Here is a 19,830-nt window from a genome sequence, read left to right as displayed (position 1 = left end):
CGCGCAACCTGACATTTTGAGGTTGTTTTGACTGATATCCACGACACCGATTCGACCGACGCGTCCGAATCCGCGCGCCGCGCGACTTCCGCGCGCGACGACGACACGCGCGCCGCGCAGGTCGAAGGCAATGCCCCGGGCGCGCCAGCTCACGGCGGCGAGGGCGAAGAGCGGCCGCGCCGCGGCCTGCGCCGGGGACCGCGCAGCCTGATCGCGCGCCGCCGCGCCGGCGCGAAGGCGAAGGCCGTCGAAGGCGCCGATGCTTCGGCGGTGACCGTCGTCGCCGCCACGGAAACGCCGCCGGATGGCGAAGCTGCTCCGCAGGGGCGTGCGCCGCGCAAGGATTCGGGCGCGAATAAGGCGGGCCGGCGCCAGAACGCGGCCGGAGCCGGTCCGGGCGAGCGGCAAGGTGAGAGGCGCGGTGAGAAGCGCGGCGAGCGCCAGCAGGGCGCGGGCAAGCGCCAGAAGGCTCAGAGCCGCCCCGAAGGGCAGCCGGCAGCGGGCGGCGACTCCGCTGCTCAGGACGATTTGTTCCTCTACGTCACTTCGCCGGCCTTCGACGCCGACAACGGCGCCGGCTCCGGCGTGCGCGCGCCGATGCTGCGCCGCGGCCGTACCCAGCAGCCCAAGCGCGTGCTGAGCCCGGACGACGACGCGCCGAAGCTGCACAAGGTGCTGGCGGACGCGGGCATGGGCTCGCGCCGCGACATGGAAGAGTTGATCATCGCCGGGCGCGTTTCGGTGAACGGAGAGCCCGCTCACATTGGTCAGCGCATCCTGCCGACGGACCAGGTTCGCATCAACGGCAAACCGATCAAGCGCAAGCTGCCGAACAAGCCGCCGCGCGTGTTGATCTATCACAAGCCCGCAGGCGAAATCGTCAGCCATGCTGACCCGGAAGGCCGCCCCTCGGTGTTCGACCGCCTGCCGCCCATGAAAACGGCGAAGTGGCTGGCCGTCGGCCGTCTGGACTTCAACACCGAAGGTCTCCTGATGCTCACGACCTCGGGCGATTTGGCGAACCGCTTCATGCACCCTCGCTACAGCGTTGAGCGCGAATATGCGGTGCGCGTGGTGGGCGAGCTCAGCGAGGCGAATCGTCAGAAGCTGCTCAAGGGCGTCGAGCTCGAGGACGGCCCGGCGAACTTCCTGCGCCTGCGCGACGGCGGCGGCGAGGGCACGAATCACTGGTATCACGTCGCGCTGGCCGAGGGTCGCAACCGCGAAGTGCGCCGCATGTTCGAAGCGGTCGGCCTGATGGTGAGCCGCCTCATTCGCACGCGCCACGGTCCGATCGCGCTGCCCAAGGGGCTCAAGCGCGGCCGTTGGGAAGAACTCGAGGACAACCAGGTCCGCAGCCTGATGGCCGCGGTGGGTCTGAAGGCGCCGACCGAGGAGAAGGGCGGTGGCCGCGGCAAGGAGCAGGATCGCCGTCAGCCCGATCCGATGCAGACGTCAATGGGCTTCATCAACCGCGAACCCGTGCTGAGCTCCCATGGCGCGATGAACCAGCCGCGCCAGGCGCGGCGCGGCGCGGCGGGCGGCTTTGGCGGCGGCGCGGGTGTCGGCCACGGCAATTTCGGCGCGGGCTCCGGTTTCGGCGGCCGCGGCAGCAACCGCGCCGGCGGCCGCGAGGTCGACGGCAACCGGGCTCCCGGTGCGGGCAAGCGCGCGGGCGGCAACGCCAACGCCAACGGCAATCGCCGGGGCGGTCCCGGCAATGGCGGCAATGCCAACGCCAATGGCAACCGAGCGGGCGGCAACAGCCGTGGCGGCCAACGTGGCGCGCCACGCAACCGCACTCGCGGTCATTGATATGCGAGGCTCGACGCCCTGTCGCTTCCTTCGGCGGGCGTCGTCAGTTTTACAGCCGCGGGCTTGTGCGCTCTCCGCTGTTTCCGCAGTCCCGGATGCACGCTGATTAACATGCGAAACGGTCGAAAATAGCCTCGGCAAGCCCATGCGTCAGGAGCCCGTAATTAACGGCAAAAGGCCGCCCGGCCTTGACCGGTGATTTGCGTTAATGTTCAAAAAAGGCTAGAATCACAAAGTCGCTGGGCGTGCGGCTATTATTTGCGCCCCAGGTGCGACCACCTGGCTAAGTGAGAAGATGGGCGTTTCGCCCATTTTTTTTTGGTTTGCCCCGAATGATGCCGACCAATGCCGACGCTTCGCGCTCGGCATTGTCGATTTTGGGGGGCGCCGGGTCGTTCGTCATCGTGGGGCAGGTAGGTGAGAAGCGCGCGCGCTCACCTGGCGCGCGGCCCGCGAATCCCGAGCGAAGCACGTATTCGAGCGAAGGAAGTTGCCGGCCCGCTGCGCGAACATCTGGAGTGGGCATTGTGCAACTGACGGAACTGATTGAAACCACGGTTACCGGGCTCGGTTACGAGCTGGTCGACCTCGAGCGCACCGGGCGCGGCATGCTGACCATCTATATCGATCAGCCCGCGGGTATCGCGATCGAGGACTGCGAGAAGGTCACGCGTCAGCTGCAGCACGTTCTGACGGTCGAGAACATCGACTACGAGCGACTCGAAGTTTCGTCGCCGGGTCTCGACCGTCCGCTGAAAAAACTGGCGGACTTCGAACGCTTCGCAGGCTGCGAAGCGGTAATCACGCTGAAAAAGCCATTGGACGGACGGAAATCGTACCGGGGCATCGTGCATGCTCCCGAGGGCGAGACCATCGGTCTGGAATTCGAAGGGAAGGCGGGTCCTGCGATGCTCGATTTCACGCTCGCGGACATCGACAAAGCACGCCTTATCCCCAAAGTTGACTTTAGGAGCCGCAAACAATGAGTCGCGAAGTGTTGATGCTGGTGGATGCGCTGGCACGCGAGAAGAATGTCGACAAGGACGTGGTGTTCGCCGCCCTTGAAGCGGCGCTTGCGTCGGCCTCCAAGAAACTCTTCGACGAGGATGCGGATATCCGCGTGCATATCGACCGCGAAAGCGGCGAGCACGAAACGTTCCGCCGCTGGCGCGTCGTGCCGGACGAGGCGGGCCTGCAGGAACCGGACCAGGAAATCCTGCTGTTCGAGGCACGCGAGCAGGATCCGGAAGCGCAGATCGACGGCTTCATCGAGCAGTCGGTGCCTTCGGTGGAATTCGGCCGCATCGGCGCGCAGGCCGCCAAGCAGGTGATCCTGCAGAAGGTGCGCGACGCCGAGCGCGAGCAGATCCTCAACGACTTCCTCGAGCGCGGCGAAAGCATCATGACCGGCACGGTCAAGCGCATGGACAAGGGCAACTTCATCGTCGAATCGGGCCGCGTCGAAGCGTTGCTGCGCCGCGACCAGCTGATTCCGAAGGAAAACCTGCGCGTGGGCGACCGCGTGCGCGCCTGGATTGCCAAGGTCGACCGCACCGCGCGCGGTCCGCAGATCGAACTCTCGCGCACGGCGCCCGAGTTCCTGATGAAACTCTTCGAAATGGAAGTGCCCGAAATCGAGCAGGGCCTTCTCGAGATCAAGGCGGCGGCGCGCGATCCGGGCGTGCGCGCCAAGATCGGCGTGGTGGCATACGACAAGCGGATCGACCCGATCGGCACCTGCGTCGGCATCCGCGGTTCGCGCGTGCAGGCCGTGCGCAACGAGCTCGGTGGCGAAAACGTCGACATCGTGCTATGGTCGGAAGATCCCGCCCAGTTCGTGATCGGCGCGCTCGCGCCGGCTGCCGTGCAGTCGATCGTCGTCGACGAGGAAAAGCACTCGATGGACGTCGTGGTCGACGAAAGCGAACTCGCGGTCGCGATCGGCCGTAGCGGCCAGAACGTGCGTCTTGCCAGCGAGCTGACCGGCTGGCAGATCAACATCATGACGCCGGACGAATCCGCGCAGAAGCAGAATCAGGAGCGCACGGTGCTGCGCGACCTGTTCATGGCGCGCCTCGACGTGGACGAAGAAGTCGCCGACATCCTGATCGACGAAGGCTTCACGAGCCTCGAAGAGATCGCCTACGTGCCGCTCAACGAAATGCTGGAAATCGAGGCGTTCGACGAGGACACCGTGCACGAGCTGCGCAACCGCGCACGCGACGCGCTGCTCACGCAGGCCATCGCGAACGAGGAGAAGGTGGAAAGCGCCGCGCTGGACCTGAAGAGTCTGGACGGCATGGACCCGGATCTGCTTGCGAAACTCGCGCAGCACGAAGTTCACACCCGCGACGAGCTCGCCGAGCTGGCCGTGGACGAGCTGGTCGAAATGACGGGAATGGAAGAGGACGCCGCCAAGGCGTTGATCATGAAGGCACGTGAGCACTGGTTCCAGTAACCCGGCAACGGGAAACGGCACCAGGGCGCGACGAGCAGGAAGCGACCATGACCCACTGATCTGATCGCGGCCGCCCCGCCTGTGAGCGGGGCACGCAGGGCCGCATGAACCGATGTCAACCGCAAGGAATCGGTCCTTGCATTAAGAGGAATGAATGGCGAGTAACAACGTAGCCCAATTTGCCGCGGAACTGAAAATGCCTGCAGGCGTGCTGCTGGAGCAGCTGCAGGCGGCGGGCGTCCAGAAAGCGAGCGAGGACGATGCCTTGTCGGAAACCGACAAGGCGCGTCTGCTCGACCACTTGCGCAAGTCGCACGGCTCGACCGACGCGGACAAGCGCAAGATCACGCTGACGCGCCGGCATACGTCGGAGATCAAGCAGTCCGACGCGACGGGTAAGGCTCGCACCATTCAGGTCGAGGTGCGCAAGAAGCGCACGTTCGTCCGCCGCGACGAGTCCGCCGACCAGGCGGAGGCATCGAATCATGCGACCGACGCAGCCGCTGCCGCCGAAGAAGCGGAGCTGCAGCGTCGCGAGGAAGAAGCGCGCCGCGAGGCCGAGCTGCTCGAGCTTCAGGCCCAGGAACTCAAGGAGCGTCAGGAGCTTCTGGCGCGCGAGGAGTCCGAGCGCCGCGCACGCGAAGAGGCCGCCGAGGCCGAGCGTCGCCGCGCCGAGGAAGAAGCAGAAAAGAAGAAGGCAGCGGCCGAGGCCGCTGCTCGCGAGCTCGCCGCCCAGGCTGTGGCGGCGCAGCGCAACGCCGAGGCGGAAGCGAAAGAAGTGAAGCAAGAGCAGGACCAGCAAGACGAACAGCGCGCCGCCGCCGAGCGCGCCGCGCAGCGCGAAGCGGCCCAGAAGGCCGAAGCCGCTGCGCGCGAAGCCGCCGAAAAGGCGCAGAAGGAACAGGAAGAGATCGCTCGCCGCCGCGCGGCCGCCGAGGCCGAAGCGCGCGCGATTCGCGAAATGATGAACACGCCGCGCAAGGCACAGGTGAAGGCGCCCGAGCCGCCCAAGCCCGTCGAGCCGCCCAAGCCCGCAGAAGCCAAGGGCACGCTGCACAAGCCGGCGCGTCCGGAAGGTGCAGCAGCGCGTCCGGCGGCCGGTGCCGGCGCCGCGGCGAAGAAGCCCGCCACGGCCGCAGCGCCGTCGACGAGCGCGCCGGGTGCGGGCGCGGGCGACCGCAACAAGAAGCCGGGCGCAGGCAAGGGCGGCTGGCAGGACGACGCAGCCAAGCGTCGCGGCATCAAGACGCGCGGCGACTCGTCGGGCGGCGTGGACCGCGGCTGGCGGGGCGGCCCGAAGGGTCGCGGCCGTCACCAGGACGCCTCGACGTTCCAGGCGCCGACCGAACCGATCGTGCGTGAAGTGCACGTGCCGGAAACCATCACCGTGGCCGACCTCGCGCACAAGATGTCCGTGAAGGCCTCGGAAGTCATCAAGGTGATGATGAAGATGGGCCAGATGGTCACCATCAACCAGATGCTCGACCAGGAAACGGCGATGATCATCGTCGAGGAACTCGGCCACCGTGCGGTTGCCGCGAAGCTCGACGATCCGGAGGCGCTGCTGGTCGAAGGCCAGGCCACGGCCACGGACGCTGAGCAACTGCCGCGTCCGCCGGTCGTCACCGTCATGGGTCACGTCGACCACGGCAAGACTTCGCTGCTCGACTACATCCGCCGCGCCAAGGTGGCAGCGGGCGAAGCGGGCGGCATTACGCAGCACATCGGCGCCTACCACGTCGAAACGCCGCGCGGCGTCATCACGTTCCTCGACACGCCGGGCCACGAGGCCTTCACGGCCATGCGTGCGCGCGGTGCGAAGGCAACGGACATCGTCATTCTGGTGGTCGCGGCCGACGACGGCGTGATGCCGCAGACGAAGGAAGCGATCTCGCACGCGAAGGCGGCGGGCGTGCCGCTCGTCGTGGCGATCAACAAGATCGACAAGCCCGATGCGAACCCCGAGCGCGTGAAGCAGGAACTCGTCGCGGAAGGCGTCGTGCCGGAAGAGTACGGCGGCGACTCGCCGTTCGTGCCGGTATCGGCGAAGACTGGCGCGGGCATCGACGAGCTGCTCGAAAACGTGCTGCTGCAGGCCGAAGTGCTGGAACTGACGGCACCGGTCGAAGCCCCGGCCAAGGGCCTCGTCATCGAAGCGAAGCTCGACAAAGGCAAGGGCCCGGTCGCGACCGTGCTCGTGCAGTCGGGCACGCTCAATCGCGGCGACGTGGTGCTCGCGGGCACGGCTTATGGCCGCGTGCGCGCCATGCTCGACGAAACCGGCAAGCCCACCAAGGAAGCAGGCCCGTCGATTCCGGTCGAGATCCAGGGTCTTTCGGAAGTGCCGGGCGCCGGCGAAGAAGTCATCGTCCTGCCGGACGAACGCAAGGCGCGCGAAATCGCGATGTTCCGTCAAGGCAAGTTCCGCGACGTCAAGCTCGCGAAACAGCAGGCCGCGAAGCTCGAGAACATGCTCGAGCAGATGGGCGAAGGCGAAGTGCAAAACCTGCCGCTCATCGTCAAGGCCGATGTGCAGGGCTCGCAGGAAGCGCTGGTTCACGCGCTCCTCAAGCTCTCGACGAGCGAAGTGCGCGTGCAGATCGTGCACGCCGCGGTGGGCGGTATCAGCGAAAGCGACGTCAACCTCGCAACGGCTTCGAAGGCGGTCATCATCGGCTTCAACACGCGTGCCGATGCTCTGGCGCGCAAGCTGGCCGAGACCAACGGCGTGGACATCCGCTACTACAACATCATCTACGACGCAGTGGATGAGGTGAAGGCGGCGATGTCGGGCATGCTGGCGCCGGAGAAGCGCGAAGTCATCACGGGCATGGTCGAAGTGCGCCAGGTGTTCAAGGTGCCGAAGGTCGGCGCGGTGGCGGGCTGTATGGTCACGGACGGTGTCGTCAAGCGTTCGTCGTCGGTGCGCGTGCTGCGCAACAACGTGGTCATTCACACCGGCGAACTCGACTCGCTCAAGCGTTTCAAGGACGACGTCAAGGAAGTCAAGCAAGGCTTCGAGTGCGGTATGTCGATCAAGAACTTCAACGACATCGTCGAAGGCGACCAGTTCGAAGTCTTCGAGATCACCGAAGTCGCGCGTACGCTGTAATCCGGCGACGCTTGCGGACGGCGTTCCTGCCGCCCGCGGTTTTACCCGATGACGGGCGGGGCGGGCGCTGGCCAGCCCCGCCCATTTGTTTTTGTGCGGCCGCCTCGCCGTGTTTTGCTGCGAGGCCGGCCGCGCTTCGTTCGAATGCCGCCGAAAGAGGTGGATGAATCATGCCGAAAAAACGTTCCTCTCCGAATCGCAACGTGCAGATCGCCGATCAGATCCAGCGCGACTTGTCCGAACTGATGCGCGAAGTGAAGGATCCGCGCGTGGGGCTCGTGACGATCCAGAGCGTCGAGCTGACGCCTGATTACGCGCACGCGAAGGTCTATTTCACGACGCTCACGGGCGACCCGAAGACCACGCAGGAAGCGCTCAATCATGCTGCCGGGCACCTGCACAACCAGCTCTTCAAGCGCCTGCACATCCACACGGTGCCGACGCTGCATTTCCACTACGACCAGTCAGTCGAAAAGGGTGTCGAGATGTCGCGTCTCATCGACGAGGCGAACGCCACGCGCGCGAAGGACGACTGAAGCGGCCGGCATGACTGCATCATCGAAAAAGAATCAGGGCGCGGCCCCACCGAAGGTGCCGCGCCGCCTGCTCGACGGCGTGCTCCTGCTCGACAAGCCCGTCGGCCTTTCCAGCAACGACGCGCTGATACGCGCGAAGCGCCTTTATCGCGTGAAGAAGGCCGGTCATACCGGCACGCTCGATCCGCTCGCGTCGGGTCTTCTGCCGCTGTGCTTCGGCGAGGCGACCAAGTTCTCGCAGGATCTGCTCGACGCCGACAAGACCTATGAGGCGACGATGCGCCTCGGCGTTCGCACGACCACGGGCGACGCCGAAGGCGAGGCGATCGACACGCGCGACGTCACGTGCGACGAAGGCGCGGTGCGCGAGGCCATGAGGCGCTTTCTCGGCGACATCGTGCAGGTGCCGCCGATGTATTCGGCGCTCAAGCGCGACGGCAAGCCGCTTTACGAATACGCGCGCGCGGGCCAGACGGTCGAGCGCGAAGGGCGTCCGGTGAAGATCCTCGCGCTGGAAATGATCGCGTGCGCGCTGCCGGACGTGACGTTTCGCGTGACGTGCAGCAAGGGCACCTACGTTCGCACGCTGGCCGAGGACATCGGCGAAGCGCTTGGCTGCGGCGCGCATCTCGTGATGCTGCGGCGCACGGGCGTGGGCGCGCTCACGCTCGAGCACGCGGTCACGCTCGACGCGCTCACCGCAGCCGACGAACCCGCGCGCGATACATGGCTGCGTCCCGTCGATGCGCTGCTCTCGACGTTTCCGGCCGTCAGGCTTAATGCCGAAGCTGCGCGCCGTTTCATGCACGGCCAGCGTCTGCCGGTCAACGAACTCGTGCTCGACCGCGCGGCGTGCGCAGCGGCCGGGCGTGTGCGCGTGTATGCGGAAGACGGGCGCTTGCTCGGCGTAGCGAAGGCGGCAAACGGCGTGCTGGCGCCGGAGCGGCTGGTGGTGAGCGGCGCGGGCTGAACACGCCGCTTCGCGCGGTGCGCGTAAATAAAACGGCACGCCGGTGACGAACCGGGCGTGCCGTTTTGCTGTTTGCGGCCGAAAGTGGCAGAAAGTGGCCGAAAGCGCTTTGGCGCGTGAACCTCAGTGCGCCGCCGAAGCCGCCGCTCCAGCATCGGCGCTGCCGGCGCGTTCGGGCCGCGTGATCCAGATGAGCGCGATCAGCACGATAAAAATCGCCGACGAGATGAAGAACAGGTCGTTCACGCCGAGCTGCGCAGCCTGCTGCGACAACATCCGGTCGAAGAGGCCGTGCGCCTGGGCGGGATCGAGGCCCGCGCCCTGGAACTGCTGCATCGACTGGTTGAAGACAGGGTTGGTCGGCGTGGCCACTTCGGTCAGGCGTGCGTGGTGGAAAGTCGTGCGGTGATCCCAGGCCGTCTCGAAGATCGAGGTGCCGATGCCGCCGCACATGATCCGCACGAAGTTCGACAGGCCCGAAGCTGCGGGAATGCGGTGGCCCGGCAGACCCGAGAGCGTGATCGACACGAGCGGAATGAAGAGGCCCGCCATGCCGATGCCCTGAATGAGCGTCGGCAGGGTGAGCGCCCAGGTGTCCACGCCCGTGGTGTAGCGCGAACGCATCCAGAAGCACAGTGCGAACACGATGAAGGCCGTCGTCGCGATATAGCGCGGGTCGGTGCGCGGCAGGATCTTGCCCGTGATCGGCGAGAGCATGATCGCGAAGAAGCCCACGGGCGCCATCACGAGGCCCGCGTCGGTGGCCGTGTAGCCGATGTCGGTCTGCAGCCACAGCGGCAGCAGCACGAGGTTGCCGAAGTAAAGACCGTAGCCCACCGAAAGCGCGACCGTGCCGCCCGTGAAATTGCGCCGCGCGAACAGCGAGAGATCGACCACGGGGTGATCGGCGGTCAGCTCCCACACCACGAAGAACGCGAACGCGATCACGGCGGTGAGCGCGAGCACGACGATCGTGGTGGACGAGAACCAGTCGAGGTCCTTGCCCTTGTCGAGCATCACCTGCAGCGAGCCCACCCAGACGATGAGCAGCGCGAGACCCACGCCGTCTATCGGCGCCTTCTTCACGACCGAATCGCGGTTGCGGAAGATCGTCCATGTCGCCAGCGCCGCGACGATGCCCACGGGAATGTTCACGTAGAAGATCCACGGCCACGAGATGTTGTCGGAGATCCAGCCGCCGAGAATCGGCCCGGCCACGGGCGCGATCAGCGTGGTCATCGACCACATCGAGAGCGCCATGGGCGCCTTCGCACGCGGATAGCTCGCGAGCAGCAGCGTTTGCGAGAGCGGAATCATCGGGCCGGCCACGGCGCCCTGCAGGACGCGCGAGGCGAGCAGGAAGGGCAGCGTGGGCGCGAGGCCGCACATCCACGACGAGATCACGAACAGGATGATCGACGCCATGAAGAGGCGCACCTGGCCGATGCGGTCGGTGAGCCAGCCCGTGAGCGGCACGGAAATCGCGTTCGCCACCGCGAACGACGTGATGACCCACGTGCCCTGGTCCGACGACACGCCGAGGTCGCCCGAGATCGACGGGATCGACACGTTCGCGATCGACGTATCGAGCACGTTCATGAACACCGCGAGCGACACGGCGATGGTGCCGATCACGAGTTGCGCGCCCTGCAGCGGCGGATGCGCGACGGGTTGTTGTGGTGCTGCCATTGCGTCCTTTGTCGTGGCCTGTGCAAAGCAACGCTGGCGCGGGCCGAGGGCAGCCCGCGCCAGCGTTTGTCGATGGGGTTGTCGATGCGGTTGTCTATGCGTTCGTGAAGGCTTTCGCCAGTGCGTCGATCAGCCTTTCGCGCCGGTCCTGGCCGCATGGGCCGCCGACACCTGCGCCTTGGCGGATGCGCTGCCGTTGCCGTTGCTCACCGCCTTGTTCGCATTCGGCCCGGCATTCTCGGCGATGATGCGCGCGATTTCCGCGTCGGCCTCGGCGCCGTACTTCGCGAACACGTCGGTTTCCCAGACCGTGTTCTGCGCGTTGCCGAGCTGGGTTCCGGAATCGTTGCGGATGCTCACGTCCACCTGCATCGAGAGGCCGATACGCAGCGGGTGCTTCTGGAGGTCTTCCGGATCGAGCGAGATACGCACCGGCAGGCGCTGCACCACCTTGATCCAGTTGCCCGTCGCGTTCTGCGCGGGCAGCAGCGAGAAGGCCGAGCCCGTGCCCGCCGAAAAGCCGATGACCTTGCCGTGATAGACCACCGACGAGCCGTACACGTCGGCAGTCATTTCGACCGGCTGGCCGATGCGCATGTGCTTCAGTTGGACTTCCTTGAAGTTCGCGTCGACCCACAGCGAGTTCAGCGGCACCACCGACATGAGCGGCGTGCCCGGCGAGACGCGCTGGCCCACCTGCACCGAGCGCTTGGCCACGTAGCCGGTAACCGGCGCCGGCAGCGTGTTGCGCGCATTCGCGAGATAGGCGTCGCGCACCTTGGCGGCGGCGGCTTCCACGTTCGGATGGCTCGCGATGGTCGTGTTCGCGGTCAGCGCGCGGTTCGCGGCGAGCTGCTGCTGCGCGGCGTCGAGCGCGGCTTCGGCGCTGCGCACGGTGTCGCGGGCGTGCGAAATCTCTTCCTGCGAGACGGCGCCCGTCTGCGCGACCTGCATGCGGCGGCGCAGATCATCCTGCGCGCGCGAGAGGTCGGCCTGGCGTACCGCGACCTGGGCTTCGTACTGGCTGTCGTCGGCGAAAAGACCGCGCACCTGGCGCACTGTTTGCGCGAGCGTCGCTTCTGTCTGCTCGAGCGTGACGCGCGCGTCGGCCGGATCGAGCAGCACGAGCGGTTCGCCGACGTTGACGGTTTGCGTGTCGTCCGCTTTCACGGCGATCACCGTGCCGGTGACCTGCGGCGTGATCTGCACGACGTTGCCGTTCACGTAGGCGTCGTCCGTGCTCTCGGTGAAGCGCGCGACGAGGAAGTAGTAGAGGCCGTAGGCAACGGCCGCAATCACGATCACGAGGACAAGCAGCGTCATCATGCGCTTGCGCTTGCCGCTGTTCGCGTTCGGCTGCGGGTTGGCCGCCGGCTGCTGGGGGGTGCTCATGGAAGGATCTCCGGATTCTTGCGTGCTGTTCGTTCGGTTGTGTGTGTTCGGTCTGCGGCTCGGGCGGGCACTCAGTTCGCCGCGGTCGCGGCGCCGGACGTTGCCGCCGCGCTTTGCGCCGGCGGGCGCGTGCCGCGCCATGGCGCGCCGTTGACGTCGCTCTGGCCGCGCGCGCCGCTGCCCGCCTCGCTGCCGACGTCGGCCGGCGGCGCGAGGCCCGCTTCCCGCGCTTCGAAGCCGCCGCCGAGCGCCTTGATGAGCGCCATCTGCTGGTCGCGACGCTGCGCCTTCAGGTTCGCCACTGTCTGCTCCGCCGCGAGGCGGTTCTGGTCGGCGGTGAGCACCTGAAGCTGGGGCGAGAGGCCCGCCTTGTAGCGGATCACGGCGAGTTCCCAGGCCTTTGTCGACGCGTCGAGCGCACGCTGGGCGTCCACGAGCTGCCTGTCGGCCGAGCGGATCGACGAGACGCCGGTGGCGACGTCCTGGAACGCGCCGATGAGCGCCTGGTTGTAGTTCGCGATGTCGAGTTCGAAGTCGGCGTAGCGACCCTTCAGCTGCGCGCGCAGGGCGCCTGCGTCGAAGAGAGGCAGATGCACGGCCGGCCCGATGTTCATCTGGCGGCTCGCGAAGTTCAGGAAGCGGCCCCAGCCGAACGCGTCGAAGCCAATGCCGGCGGCGAGATTCACGTCGGGATAGAACTCGGCCTTCGCTTCTTTCACGTCGTGCATCGCGGCCTCCACCTGCCAGCGCGCGGCGACGATGTCGGGGCGGCGCGCCAGGAGGTCGGCGGGGAGGTTGTCGGGCAGCGCGACGTTCGCGGCCGGATTGAGCACCGGCTGCGCGATCTGCAGGCCGCGGTCCGGGCCCTTGCCGAGCAGCGCGCCCAGCTGGTAACGCACGGTCTCGATCTGGCCGTCGATCTGCGAGAGGTTGGCCTGGCTCGTCGCGATGTTGCCGTTCGCGGTCTGTCGCTCGACGTTGGTGTCGAGACCCGCGACCACACGGCCGTTCGTGATCGTGCCGATTGTCTTGCGGTTGTCGATCTCGCGCACCGCGATGTCGCGCAGCGCGTAGAGCTGCGCGAGCTGGTTGTACGTGCGAGCAACCGAGGAAGCGAGCGTGATGCGCGCCTGCTGCATGTCGGCCTGGGCGGCGCGCTGCGAGGAGACGGCCTGCGCGAGGCGCTGGCGGTTCTTGCCCCACAGGTCCAGATCCCACGAGGCGCTCGCGAGCACGTTGTTCTCGCTATACCAGCTGCCGCCGTAAGGGGGCGGGAAGAGCGCGTTTCCGGAGTAGAGCTCGCGGGTCCACGAGTAGCTCAGGTCGGCCTTCGGAAAGAGCGCCGAGCGCGACGTTTCGATATACGACGACGCTTTGGCAATGCGTGCCTGCGCCTGTGCGATGGTCGGGTTGCCAGCGAGCGCCTCGTCGATCAGCCCCGGCAGTTGCGGGTCGCCGAACTGGCTGGCCCAGTCGAGCGTTGGCCACTGGCCGCCTTGCTCAGGAATGCTCTGCGAGGTCTCGAACTGCTGCGGCTGACTGATGGTCTTGTCGCTCTTGATGCCGATGTAGTTCGCGCAACCCGAAAGGGCGAGCGCTGCGACCGCGGCGGCGACCGCCGCCCGGCAGGGCAGTGCCCGCACGGCCGGAACTGGCGCAAACTCGGTTTGGGATTTCATTGCTCGTCTCGATGCGTGAGAGGGTGTTGTGATACTGGACGATGCAGCTATTTTTTTGTGTGATGGCTTCAAATTTGCTTGTCTTGTCATCCATTCGCGGGCGGGTTCGGGTTGGTGCTCTGAGCGGCTTCGCAGCTATTCGAGAGAATCCGCCGCAACATGCTTTTGAGGAAGCCGACCTCCTCCGGCGTGAAGCCGGCGGAGAGGTGTTCCGTGACGCTGCGGAAGATCGCCGGCATGCGCGCGGCGATGGCGAGGCCCTCGGGCGTGAGCGCGAGGCGCACCGCGCGGCGGTCCTCGGAGCTGCGCACGCGCTGCAGGAGCCCGCGCTTCTCCAGGCGGTCGACGAGCCGTGTGACGGCGCTCGCGTCGATGCCGTATTCGCGCGCGAGTTCGGCCGCGAGGAGGCATTTGCCGGTTGCCACCATGAAGAGGATGCTGGCCTGCTGGCTCGTCACGCCGAGCTCGGCCACGGTGCGTTGGGTGACCATGTTCGACATCGTCGATTTCACCCGCGAGATCAGGTAGCCGACGCTCTCGCCAAGGTCGTAATCGCGGACTTCGGGCGGCGGCGTAGGGGTCGGATCCGTCATGATTCTGCTGCGCTTGCAATGGTTGACCAGGCAGGGATTATATGGGCGGTTAGTTGACGCGGCAAGATTTATTCTGCCTTTGATGAAAAACCTTTGCAGAGTAGGGGCTTAATCCGGCGCGGCCTTACGTGGGAAAATGTGGGGAGAAAGCCACGTCGGTGTGGCTGAGCGGCCTGTTGCGGCCATTGAGGCGGATTGAGTCGTGGCGCGTAAGCCACCGGTCAACCCAGTGGCGGCGCTGGATACGCGGTCGCACGCGTTTTACCGGGCGTGAGTGTCGGACGTGAGGCTGGCGGCACGATCCGGGCCCGGCATGTATATGTGCGCGGGATCAATTCATCTGCGCGTGCTATAATTTCAGGTTCCCAAAAGTGCGCCATTGCAGCGCTGCTGAACCGATCCGCCGGCAGATGGTCCGCCGCGGTTCGATGCGGCGGCCGCGCGCCCTAGCCGGGCCTGCCAGCAGGGCATGCGCGGCGCACTCAACTGTACCCAGGTTCCTATGTCCCGCGCCCTTCGCAACATCGCCATCATTGCCCACGTCGACCACGGCAAGACCACGCTCGTCGACCAACTGCTGCGCCAGTCCGGCACCTTCCGCGACAACCAGCAGGTCGCCGAACGCATCATGGACTCGAACGACATCGAAAAAGAGCGCGGGATCACGATTCTCGCGAAGAACTGCGCGGTCGAGTACGAAGGCACCCACATCAACATCGTCGACACCCCGGGTCACGCCGACTTCGGCGGCGAAGTGGAGCGCGTGCTCTCGATGGTCGATTCGGTGCTGCTGCTCGTCGACGCCGTCGAAGGCCCGATGCCGCAAACGCGCTTCGTCACGAAGAAGGCGCTCGCGCTCGGCCTGAAGCCGATCGTCGTCGTCAACAAGATCGACCGCCCGGGTGCGCGCATCGACTGGGTCATCAACCAGACCTTCGACCTGTTCGACAAGCTCGGCGCGACCGAAGAGCAGCTCGACTTCCCGGTGGTCTACGCGTCGGGCCTGAACGGCTACGCGTCGCTCGACGCTTCGGCGCGCGAAGGCGACATGCGCCCGCTGTTCGAGGCGATCCTCGAACACGTGCCGGTGCGCGCCGCCGACCCGGACGGCCCCCTGCAACTGCAGATCACCTCGCTCGACTACTCGACCTACGTCGGCCGCATCGGCGTGGGCCGCATCACGCGCGGCCGCATCAAGCCGGGCCAGCCCGTGGCGCTGCGCTTCGGTCCGGAAGGCGACGTGATGAACCGCAAGATCAACCAGGTGCTGTCGTTCAGCGGCCTGGAGCGCGTGCAGGTCGAATCGGCCGAGGCCGGCGACATCGTGCTGATCAACGGCATCGAAGACATCGGCATCGGCGCGACCATCTGCGCGGTGGACAACCCCGAAGCCCTGCCGATGATCACGGTGGACGAGCCGACGCTCACGATGAACTTCCTCGTGAACTCGTCGCCGCTCGCGGGCAAGGAAGGCAAGTTCGTGACGAGCCGCCAGATTCGCGACCGTCTCACGAAGGAACTGAATCACAACGTCGCGCTGCGCGTGAAGGACACCGGCGACGAAACCACGTTCGAAGTGTCGGGCCGCGGCGAGCTGCACCTCACGATCCTGATCGAGAACATGCGCCGCGAAGGCTACGAACTGGCCGTGTCGCGTCCGCGCGTGGTGCTGCACGAAGTCGACGGCGTGAAGCAGGAGCCGTACGAGCTGCTGACGGTGGACGTCGAAGACGGCCACCAGGGCGGCGTGATGGAGGAACTGGGCCGCCGCAAGGGCGAAATGCTCGACATGGCGTCGGACGGCCGCGGCCGCACGCGTCTGGAGTACCGCATCCCGGCGCGCGGCCTGATCGGCTTCCAGGGCGAATTCATGACGCTCACGCGCGGCACGGGCCTGATGAGCCACGTGTTCGACGAATACGGTCCGATCAAGGAAGGCTCGCTCGGCGAGCGCCGCAACGGCGTGCTGATCTCGCAGGACGACGGCGCGGCCGTCGCCTACGCGCTGTGGAAGCTGCAGGATCGCGGCCGCATGTTCGTGAAGCCGGGCGACGCGCTCTATGAAGGCATGATTATCGGCATCCACAGCCGCGACAACGACCTCGTCGTGAATCCGATCAAGGGCAAGCAGCTCACCAACGTGCGCGCCTCGGGCACCGACGAAGCCGTGCGCCTCGTGCCGCCGATCCAGATGTCGCTCGAATACGCGGTGGAATTCATCGACGACGACGAACTCGTGGAAGTCACGCCGCAGTCGATCCGTCTGCGCAAGCGTCATTTGAAGGAGCACGAGCGTCGCCGCGCAAGCCGCGAGGCCGCCGCCGATTAATTAGCAGTCGAAGTTTTTTCCGCACTGCAATGCAAACAGACTTACGGAAAAGCCGCCGCTTTACGGGCGGCTTTTTTGCGTCTGGCGCGGATTGTGTTGCGGGGCAGGAAAAGAGCGTTGCGAATGCCGCAAAAGCCCGTGCCTACAGGGTTTGCGCGCGATGTTCGGTCGCATTGCACCGTGTGGTGAGATGCGCATATGCGCTATACTCCGCGGATGCATGATTTAGGTCCTTCCAAGCAGACTTGATTCGCAATCCGCTAAACGGTCAGGCCGTGGCGCGGAAGGTTGAGTAACCCGCTATTTCTCGAGAAACTCGAAGAAAGGTGAGCGTAAATGTCGGAAACGATGAAGCAGTTTCAGCTGAACTCCTATCTGTTCGGCGGCAATGCTCCGTATGTCGAAGAGCTATACGAAGCATATCTTGACAACCCCGCGTCCGTTCCGGACGCCTGGCGTGAATACTTCGACGCACTGCAAAACGTGCCGTCGTCGAGTGGGACCGCTGACAACGACATCGCCCATGGGCCGATCGTCGAATCCTTCGCACAACGCGCGAAGGCCAACGCATTCGTCGCACGCGGCGGCGGCGAAGATCTCGCCACGGCGCGCAAGCAGGTCTATGTTCAGTCCCTGATTGGCGCTTATCGATTCCTCGGCTCGCAATGGGCCAATCTCGATCCGCTCAAGCGCCGCGAACGTCCGAATATTCCCGAACTCGAGCCTGCGTTCTACGACTTCACCGAAGCCGACATGGACCAGACGTTCAGCGCCACCAACCTGTATTTCGGGTTCGAGCGCGCGACGCTGCGCGAGATCGTCAAGGCACTGCGCGATACGTACTGCGGTACGATCGGCGCCGAATACATGTACATCAGCGATCCTGAGCAAAAGCGCTGGTGGAAGGAGCGTCTCGAGTCGATCCGCTCGACGCCCAACTTCACGACTGACAAGAAGAAGCACATCCTGCAGCGCCTGACGGCAGCCGAAGGTCTCGAGCGCTTCCTGCACACCAAGTACGTCGGCCAGAAGCGCTTCTCGCTCGAAGGCGGGGAGTCCTTCATCGCCGCGATGGACGAAGTCGTCCGTCACGCGGGCGCGAAGGGCGTGCAGGAAATCGTCATCGGCATGGCCCACCGCGGCCGCCTGAACGTGCTGGTCAATACGCTCGGCAAGATGCCGGCCGACCTCTTCGCCGAATTCGAAGGCAAGCACGTCGACGACCTGCCGGCAGGCGACGTGAAGTACCACAAGGGCTTCTCGTCTGACGTGGCGACCGAAGGCGGTCCGGTTCACCTGTCGCTCGCGTTCAACCCGTCGCACCTCGAAATCGTCAACCCGGTGGTCGAGGGTTCGGCGAAGGCGCGTATGGATCGCCGCGGCGACGACAACGGCCTGCAGGTGCTGCCGGTGCAGATCCACGGCGACGCGGCCTTCGCGGGCCAGGGCGTCGTGATGGAAACGCTGAACCTCGCGCAGACGCGCGGTTACGGCACGCACGGCACGCTGCACATCGTCATCAACAACCAGATCGGCTTCACGACCTCGGACCCGCGCGACGCGCGCTCGACGCTCTACTGTACCGACGTCGTCAAGATGATCGAAGCGCCGGTGCTGCACGTGAACGGCGACGATCCGGAAGCGGTCGTGCTGGCGATCCAGTTCGCGGTCGACTTCCGCATGCAGTTCCACAAGGACGTGGTCGTCGACATCGTCTGCTTCCGCAAGCTCGGCCACAACGAGCAGGACACCCCGGCTGTCACGCAGCCGCTCATGTACAAGAAGATCGCGCAGCACCCGGGCACCCGTGCGCTGTACGCCGAGAAGCTCGTGCAGCAGGGCGTCATCACGGCTGAAGACGGCGACAGCTACGTCAAGGCCTACCGCGCCGCGATGGACGAAGGCCACCACACGGTCGACCCCGTGCTCTCGAACTACAAGAGCAAGTACGCGGTGGACTGGGTGCCGTTCCTGAACCGCAAGTGGACCGACGCCGCCGACACGGCCGTCCCCCTCGCGGAACTGAAGCGTCTGGCCGAGCGCATCACGACGATCCCCGAGAACTTCAAGGTTCACCCGCTCGTCGAGCGCGTCATCAACGACCGCCGCGCGATGGGCAAGGGCGAGCACAAGCTCGACTGGGGCATGGGCGAGCACCTCGCATTCGCATCGCTGGTCGCATCGGGCTACGCTGTGCGCCTGACGGGCCAGGACTCGGGCCGCGGCACGTTCACGCACCGTCACGCGGTGCTGCACGACCAGAACCGCGAGCGCTGGAACGACGGCACGTATGTTCCGCTGCAGAACATCAGCGAGAACCAGGCGAAGTTCACGGTGATCGACTCGGTGCTGTCGGAGGAGGCCGTGCTCGGCTTCGAATACGGCTACTCGACCGCCGAACCGAACACGTTCGTTGCATGGGAAGGCCAGTTCGGCGACTTCGTCAACGGCGCGCAGGTCGTGATCGACCAGTTCATCTCGTCGGGCGAAGTGAAGTGGGGCCGCGTGTCGGGCCTCACGATGCTGCTGCCGCACGGCTACGAAGGCCAGGGTCCGGAGCACTCGTCGGCGCGTATCGAGCGTTTCCTGCAGCTGTGCGCTGACCACAACATGCAGGTCGTTCAGCCGACCACGCCGGCTCAGATCTTCCACGTGCTGCGCCGCCAGATGATCCGCCTGTTCCGCAAGCCGCTCATCATCTTCACGCCGAAGTCGCTGCTGCGTCACAAGGAAGCCGTGTCGGATCTGTCGGAACTCGCGAAGGGCACGTTCCAGCCGGTCATCGGCGAAGTGGACGAAACGATCGATGCGAAGAAGGTCAAGCGCGTGGTCGCCTGCTCGGGCCGCGTGTACTTCGACCTCGTCGCGCATCGCCGCGAAGCGAAGGCAACCGACGTCGCGATCATCCGTATCGAACAGCTCTATCCGTTCGCGCACAAGCAGTTCGAAGCGGAGCTGAAGAAGTACGACAACGCGACGGAAGTGGTCTGGGTGCAGGACGAGCCGCAGAATCAGGGCCCGTGGTTCTACATCGAGCACCACCTGAAGGAAGGCATGAAGGAAGGCATGAAGCTCGCTTACAGCGGCCGTCCTGCTTCCGCCTCGCCGGCAGTCGGCTACTACGCGAAGCACTACGAGCAGCAGAAGGCGCTGATCGAAGGTGCGTTCGGCCGCCTGAAGGGCGTGCAGGTCGCGAAGTAAGCACAAGAGCAACCGAACCGGGAAAGCCTCGCGCTTTCCCGCGCTCATGTGCGCGA

12 protein-coding genes are annotated in these 19,830 nt (G+C 65.7%); 8 read left to right on the top strand and 4 right to left on the bottom strand.

The genetic code is table 11. The annotated features are described in order from the left end of the window. Positions 1-27: 27 nt before the first annotated feature. The 6 genes from rluB (at position 28) to truB (ending at position 8,891) form a co-directional block, all read left to right on the top strand. Positions 28-1,815 (top strand): 23S rRNA pseudouridine(2605) synthase RluB, encoded by a 1,788-nt coding sequence (gene rluB / locus BLU17_RS09505; RefSeq protein WP_091996468.1) that lies wholly within the window; start codon positions 28-30, stop codon positions 1,813-1,815. Positions 1,816-2,342: 527 nt separating this feature from the next. Beyond that, complete coding sequence (gene rimP, locus BLU17_RS09500; protein WP_028216619.1) at positions 2,343-2,801, top strand: ribosome maturation factor RimP; 459 nt, start codon at positions 2,343-2,345, stop codon at positions 2,799-2,801. Beyond that, the gene (nusA, locus tag BLU17_RS09495; protein WP_091996467.1) at positions 2,798-4,273 is read left to right on the top strand and encodes a transcription termination factor NusA; all 1,476 of its coding nucleotides are present in this window, start codon (positions 2,798-2,800) and stop codon (positions 4,271-4,273) included. Before rimP ends, nusA begins: the two co-directional genes overlap by 4 nt. Positions 4,274-4,427: 154 nt before the next feature. Continuing rightward, complete coding sequence (infB, locus tag BLU17_RS09490) at positions 4,428-7,385, top strand: translation initiation factor IF-2 (protein WP_091996466.1); 2,958 nt, start codon at positions 4,428-4,430, stop codon at positions 7,383-7,385. 170 nt (positions 7,386-7,555) lie between these two features. Continuing rightward, a complete protein-coding gene (gene rbfA / locus BLU17_RS09485; protein ID WP_065061229.1) occupies positions 7,556-7,921 on the top strand; it encodes a 30S ribosome-binding factor RbfA in 366 nt (121 codons plus the stop codon). A 10-nt stretch (positions 7,922-7,931) separates the two neighbouring features. Continuing rightward, on the top strand, positions 7,932-8,891 hold the full coding sequence (truB, locus tag BLU17_RS09480) for a tRNA pseudouridine(55) synthase TruB (RefSeq protein WP_091996465.1): 960 nt from the start codon (positions 7,932-7,934) through the stop codon (positions 8,889-8,891). Between the two features lie 123 nt (positions 8,892-9,014). Here the strand turns inward: truB and BLU17_RS09475 are convergent, their stop codons facing one another. From BLU17_RS09475 to BLU17_RS09460, 4 genes are all read right to left on the bottom strand, one after another. Next, positions 9,015-10,580, bottom strand: a complete 1,566-nt coding sequence (locus BLU17_RS09475) for a DHA2 family efflux MFS transporter permease subunit (RefSeq protein WP_091996464.1) — start codon at positions 10,578-10,580, stop codon at positions 9,015-9,017. Positions 10,581-10,709: 129 nt separating this feature from the next. Beyond that, on the bottom strand, positions 10,710-11,972 hold the full coding sequence (locus tag BLU17_RS09470) for an EmrA/EmrK family multidrug efflux transporter periplasmic adaptor subunit (RefSeq protein WP_091996530.1): 1,263 nt from the start codon (positions 11,970-11,972) through the stop codon (positions 10,710-10,712). Between the two features lie 71 nt (positions 11,973-12,043). Next, positions 12,044-13,651 carry an efflux transporter outer membrane subunit gene (locus BLU17_RS09465; RefSeq protein ID WP_091996463.1) on the bottom strand — a complete coding sequence of 536 codons (1,608 nt, stop codon included), beginning with the start codon at positions 13,649-13,651 and terminating at the stop codon, positions 12,044-12,046. 86 nt (positions 13,652-13,737) lie between these two features. Then, positions 13,738-14,244: a MarR family winged helix-turn-helix transcriptional regulator gene (locus tag BLU17_RS09460; protein ID WP_091996462.1), complete on the bottom strand. Its 507-nt coding sequence runs from the start codon at positions 14,242-14,244 to the stop codon at positions 13,738-13,740. Between the two features lie 502 nt (positions 14,245-14,746). Here BLU17_RS09460 and typA point away from each other — a divergent pair. After that, positions 14,747-16,573 carry a translational GTPase TypA gene (typA, locus tag BLU17_RS09455; protein ID WP_091996461.1) on the top strand — a complete coding sequence of 609 codons (1,827 nt, stop codon included), beginning with the start codon at positions 14,747-14,749 and terminating at the stop codon, positions 16,571-16,573. A 336-nt stretch (positions 16,574-16,909) separates the two neighbouring features. Then, positions 16,910-19,774, top strand: a complete 2,865-nt coding sequence (locus BLU17_RS09450) for a 2-oxoglutarate dehydrogenase E1 component (protein WP_091996460.1) — start codon at positions 16,910-16,912, stop codon at positions 19,772-19,774. Positions 19,775-19,830 lie beyond the last annotated feature (56 nt).

The organism is Paraburkholderia lycopersici (genome assembly GCF_900096975.1).
GTDB lineage: Bacteria > Pseudomonadota > Gammaproteobacteria > Burkholderiales > Burkholderiaceae > Paraburkholderia > Paraburkholderia lycopersici.
The sequence above is the reverse complement of the archived record's forward strand: the minus strand, read 5'-3'. Positions and strand labels throughout refer to the sequence as shown.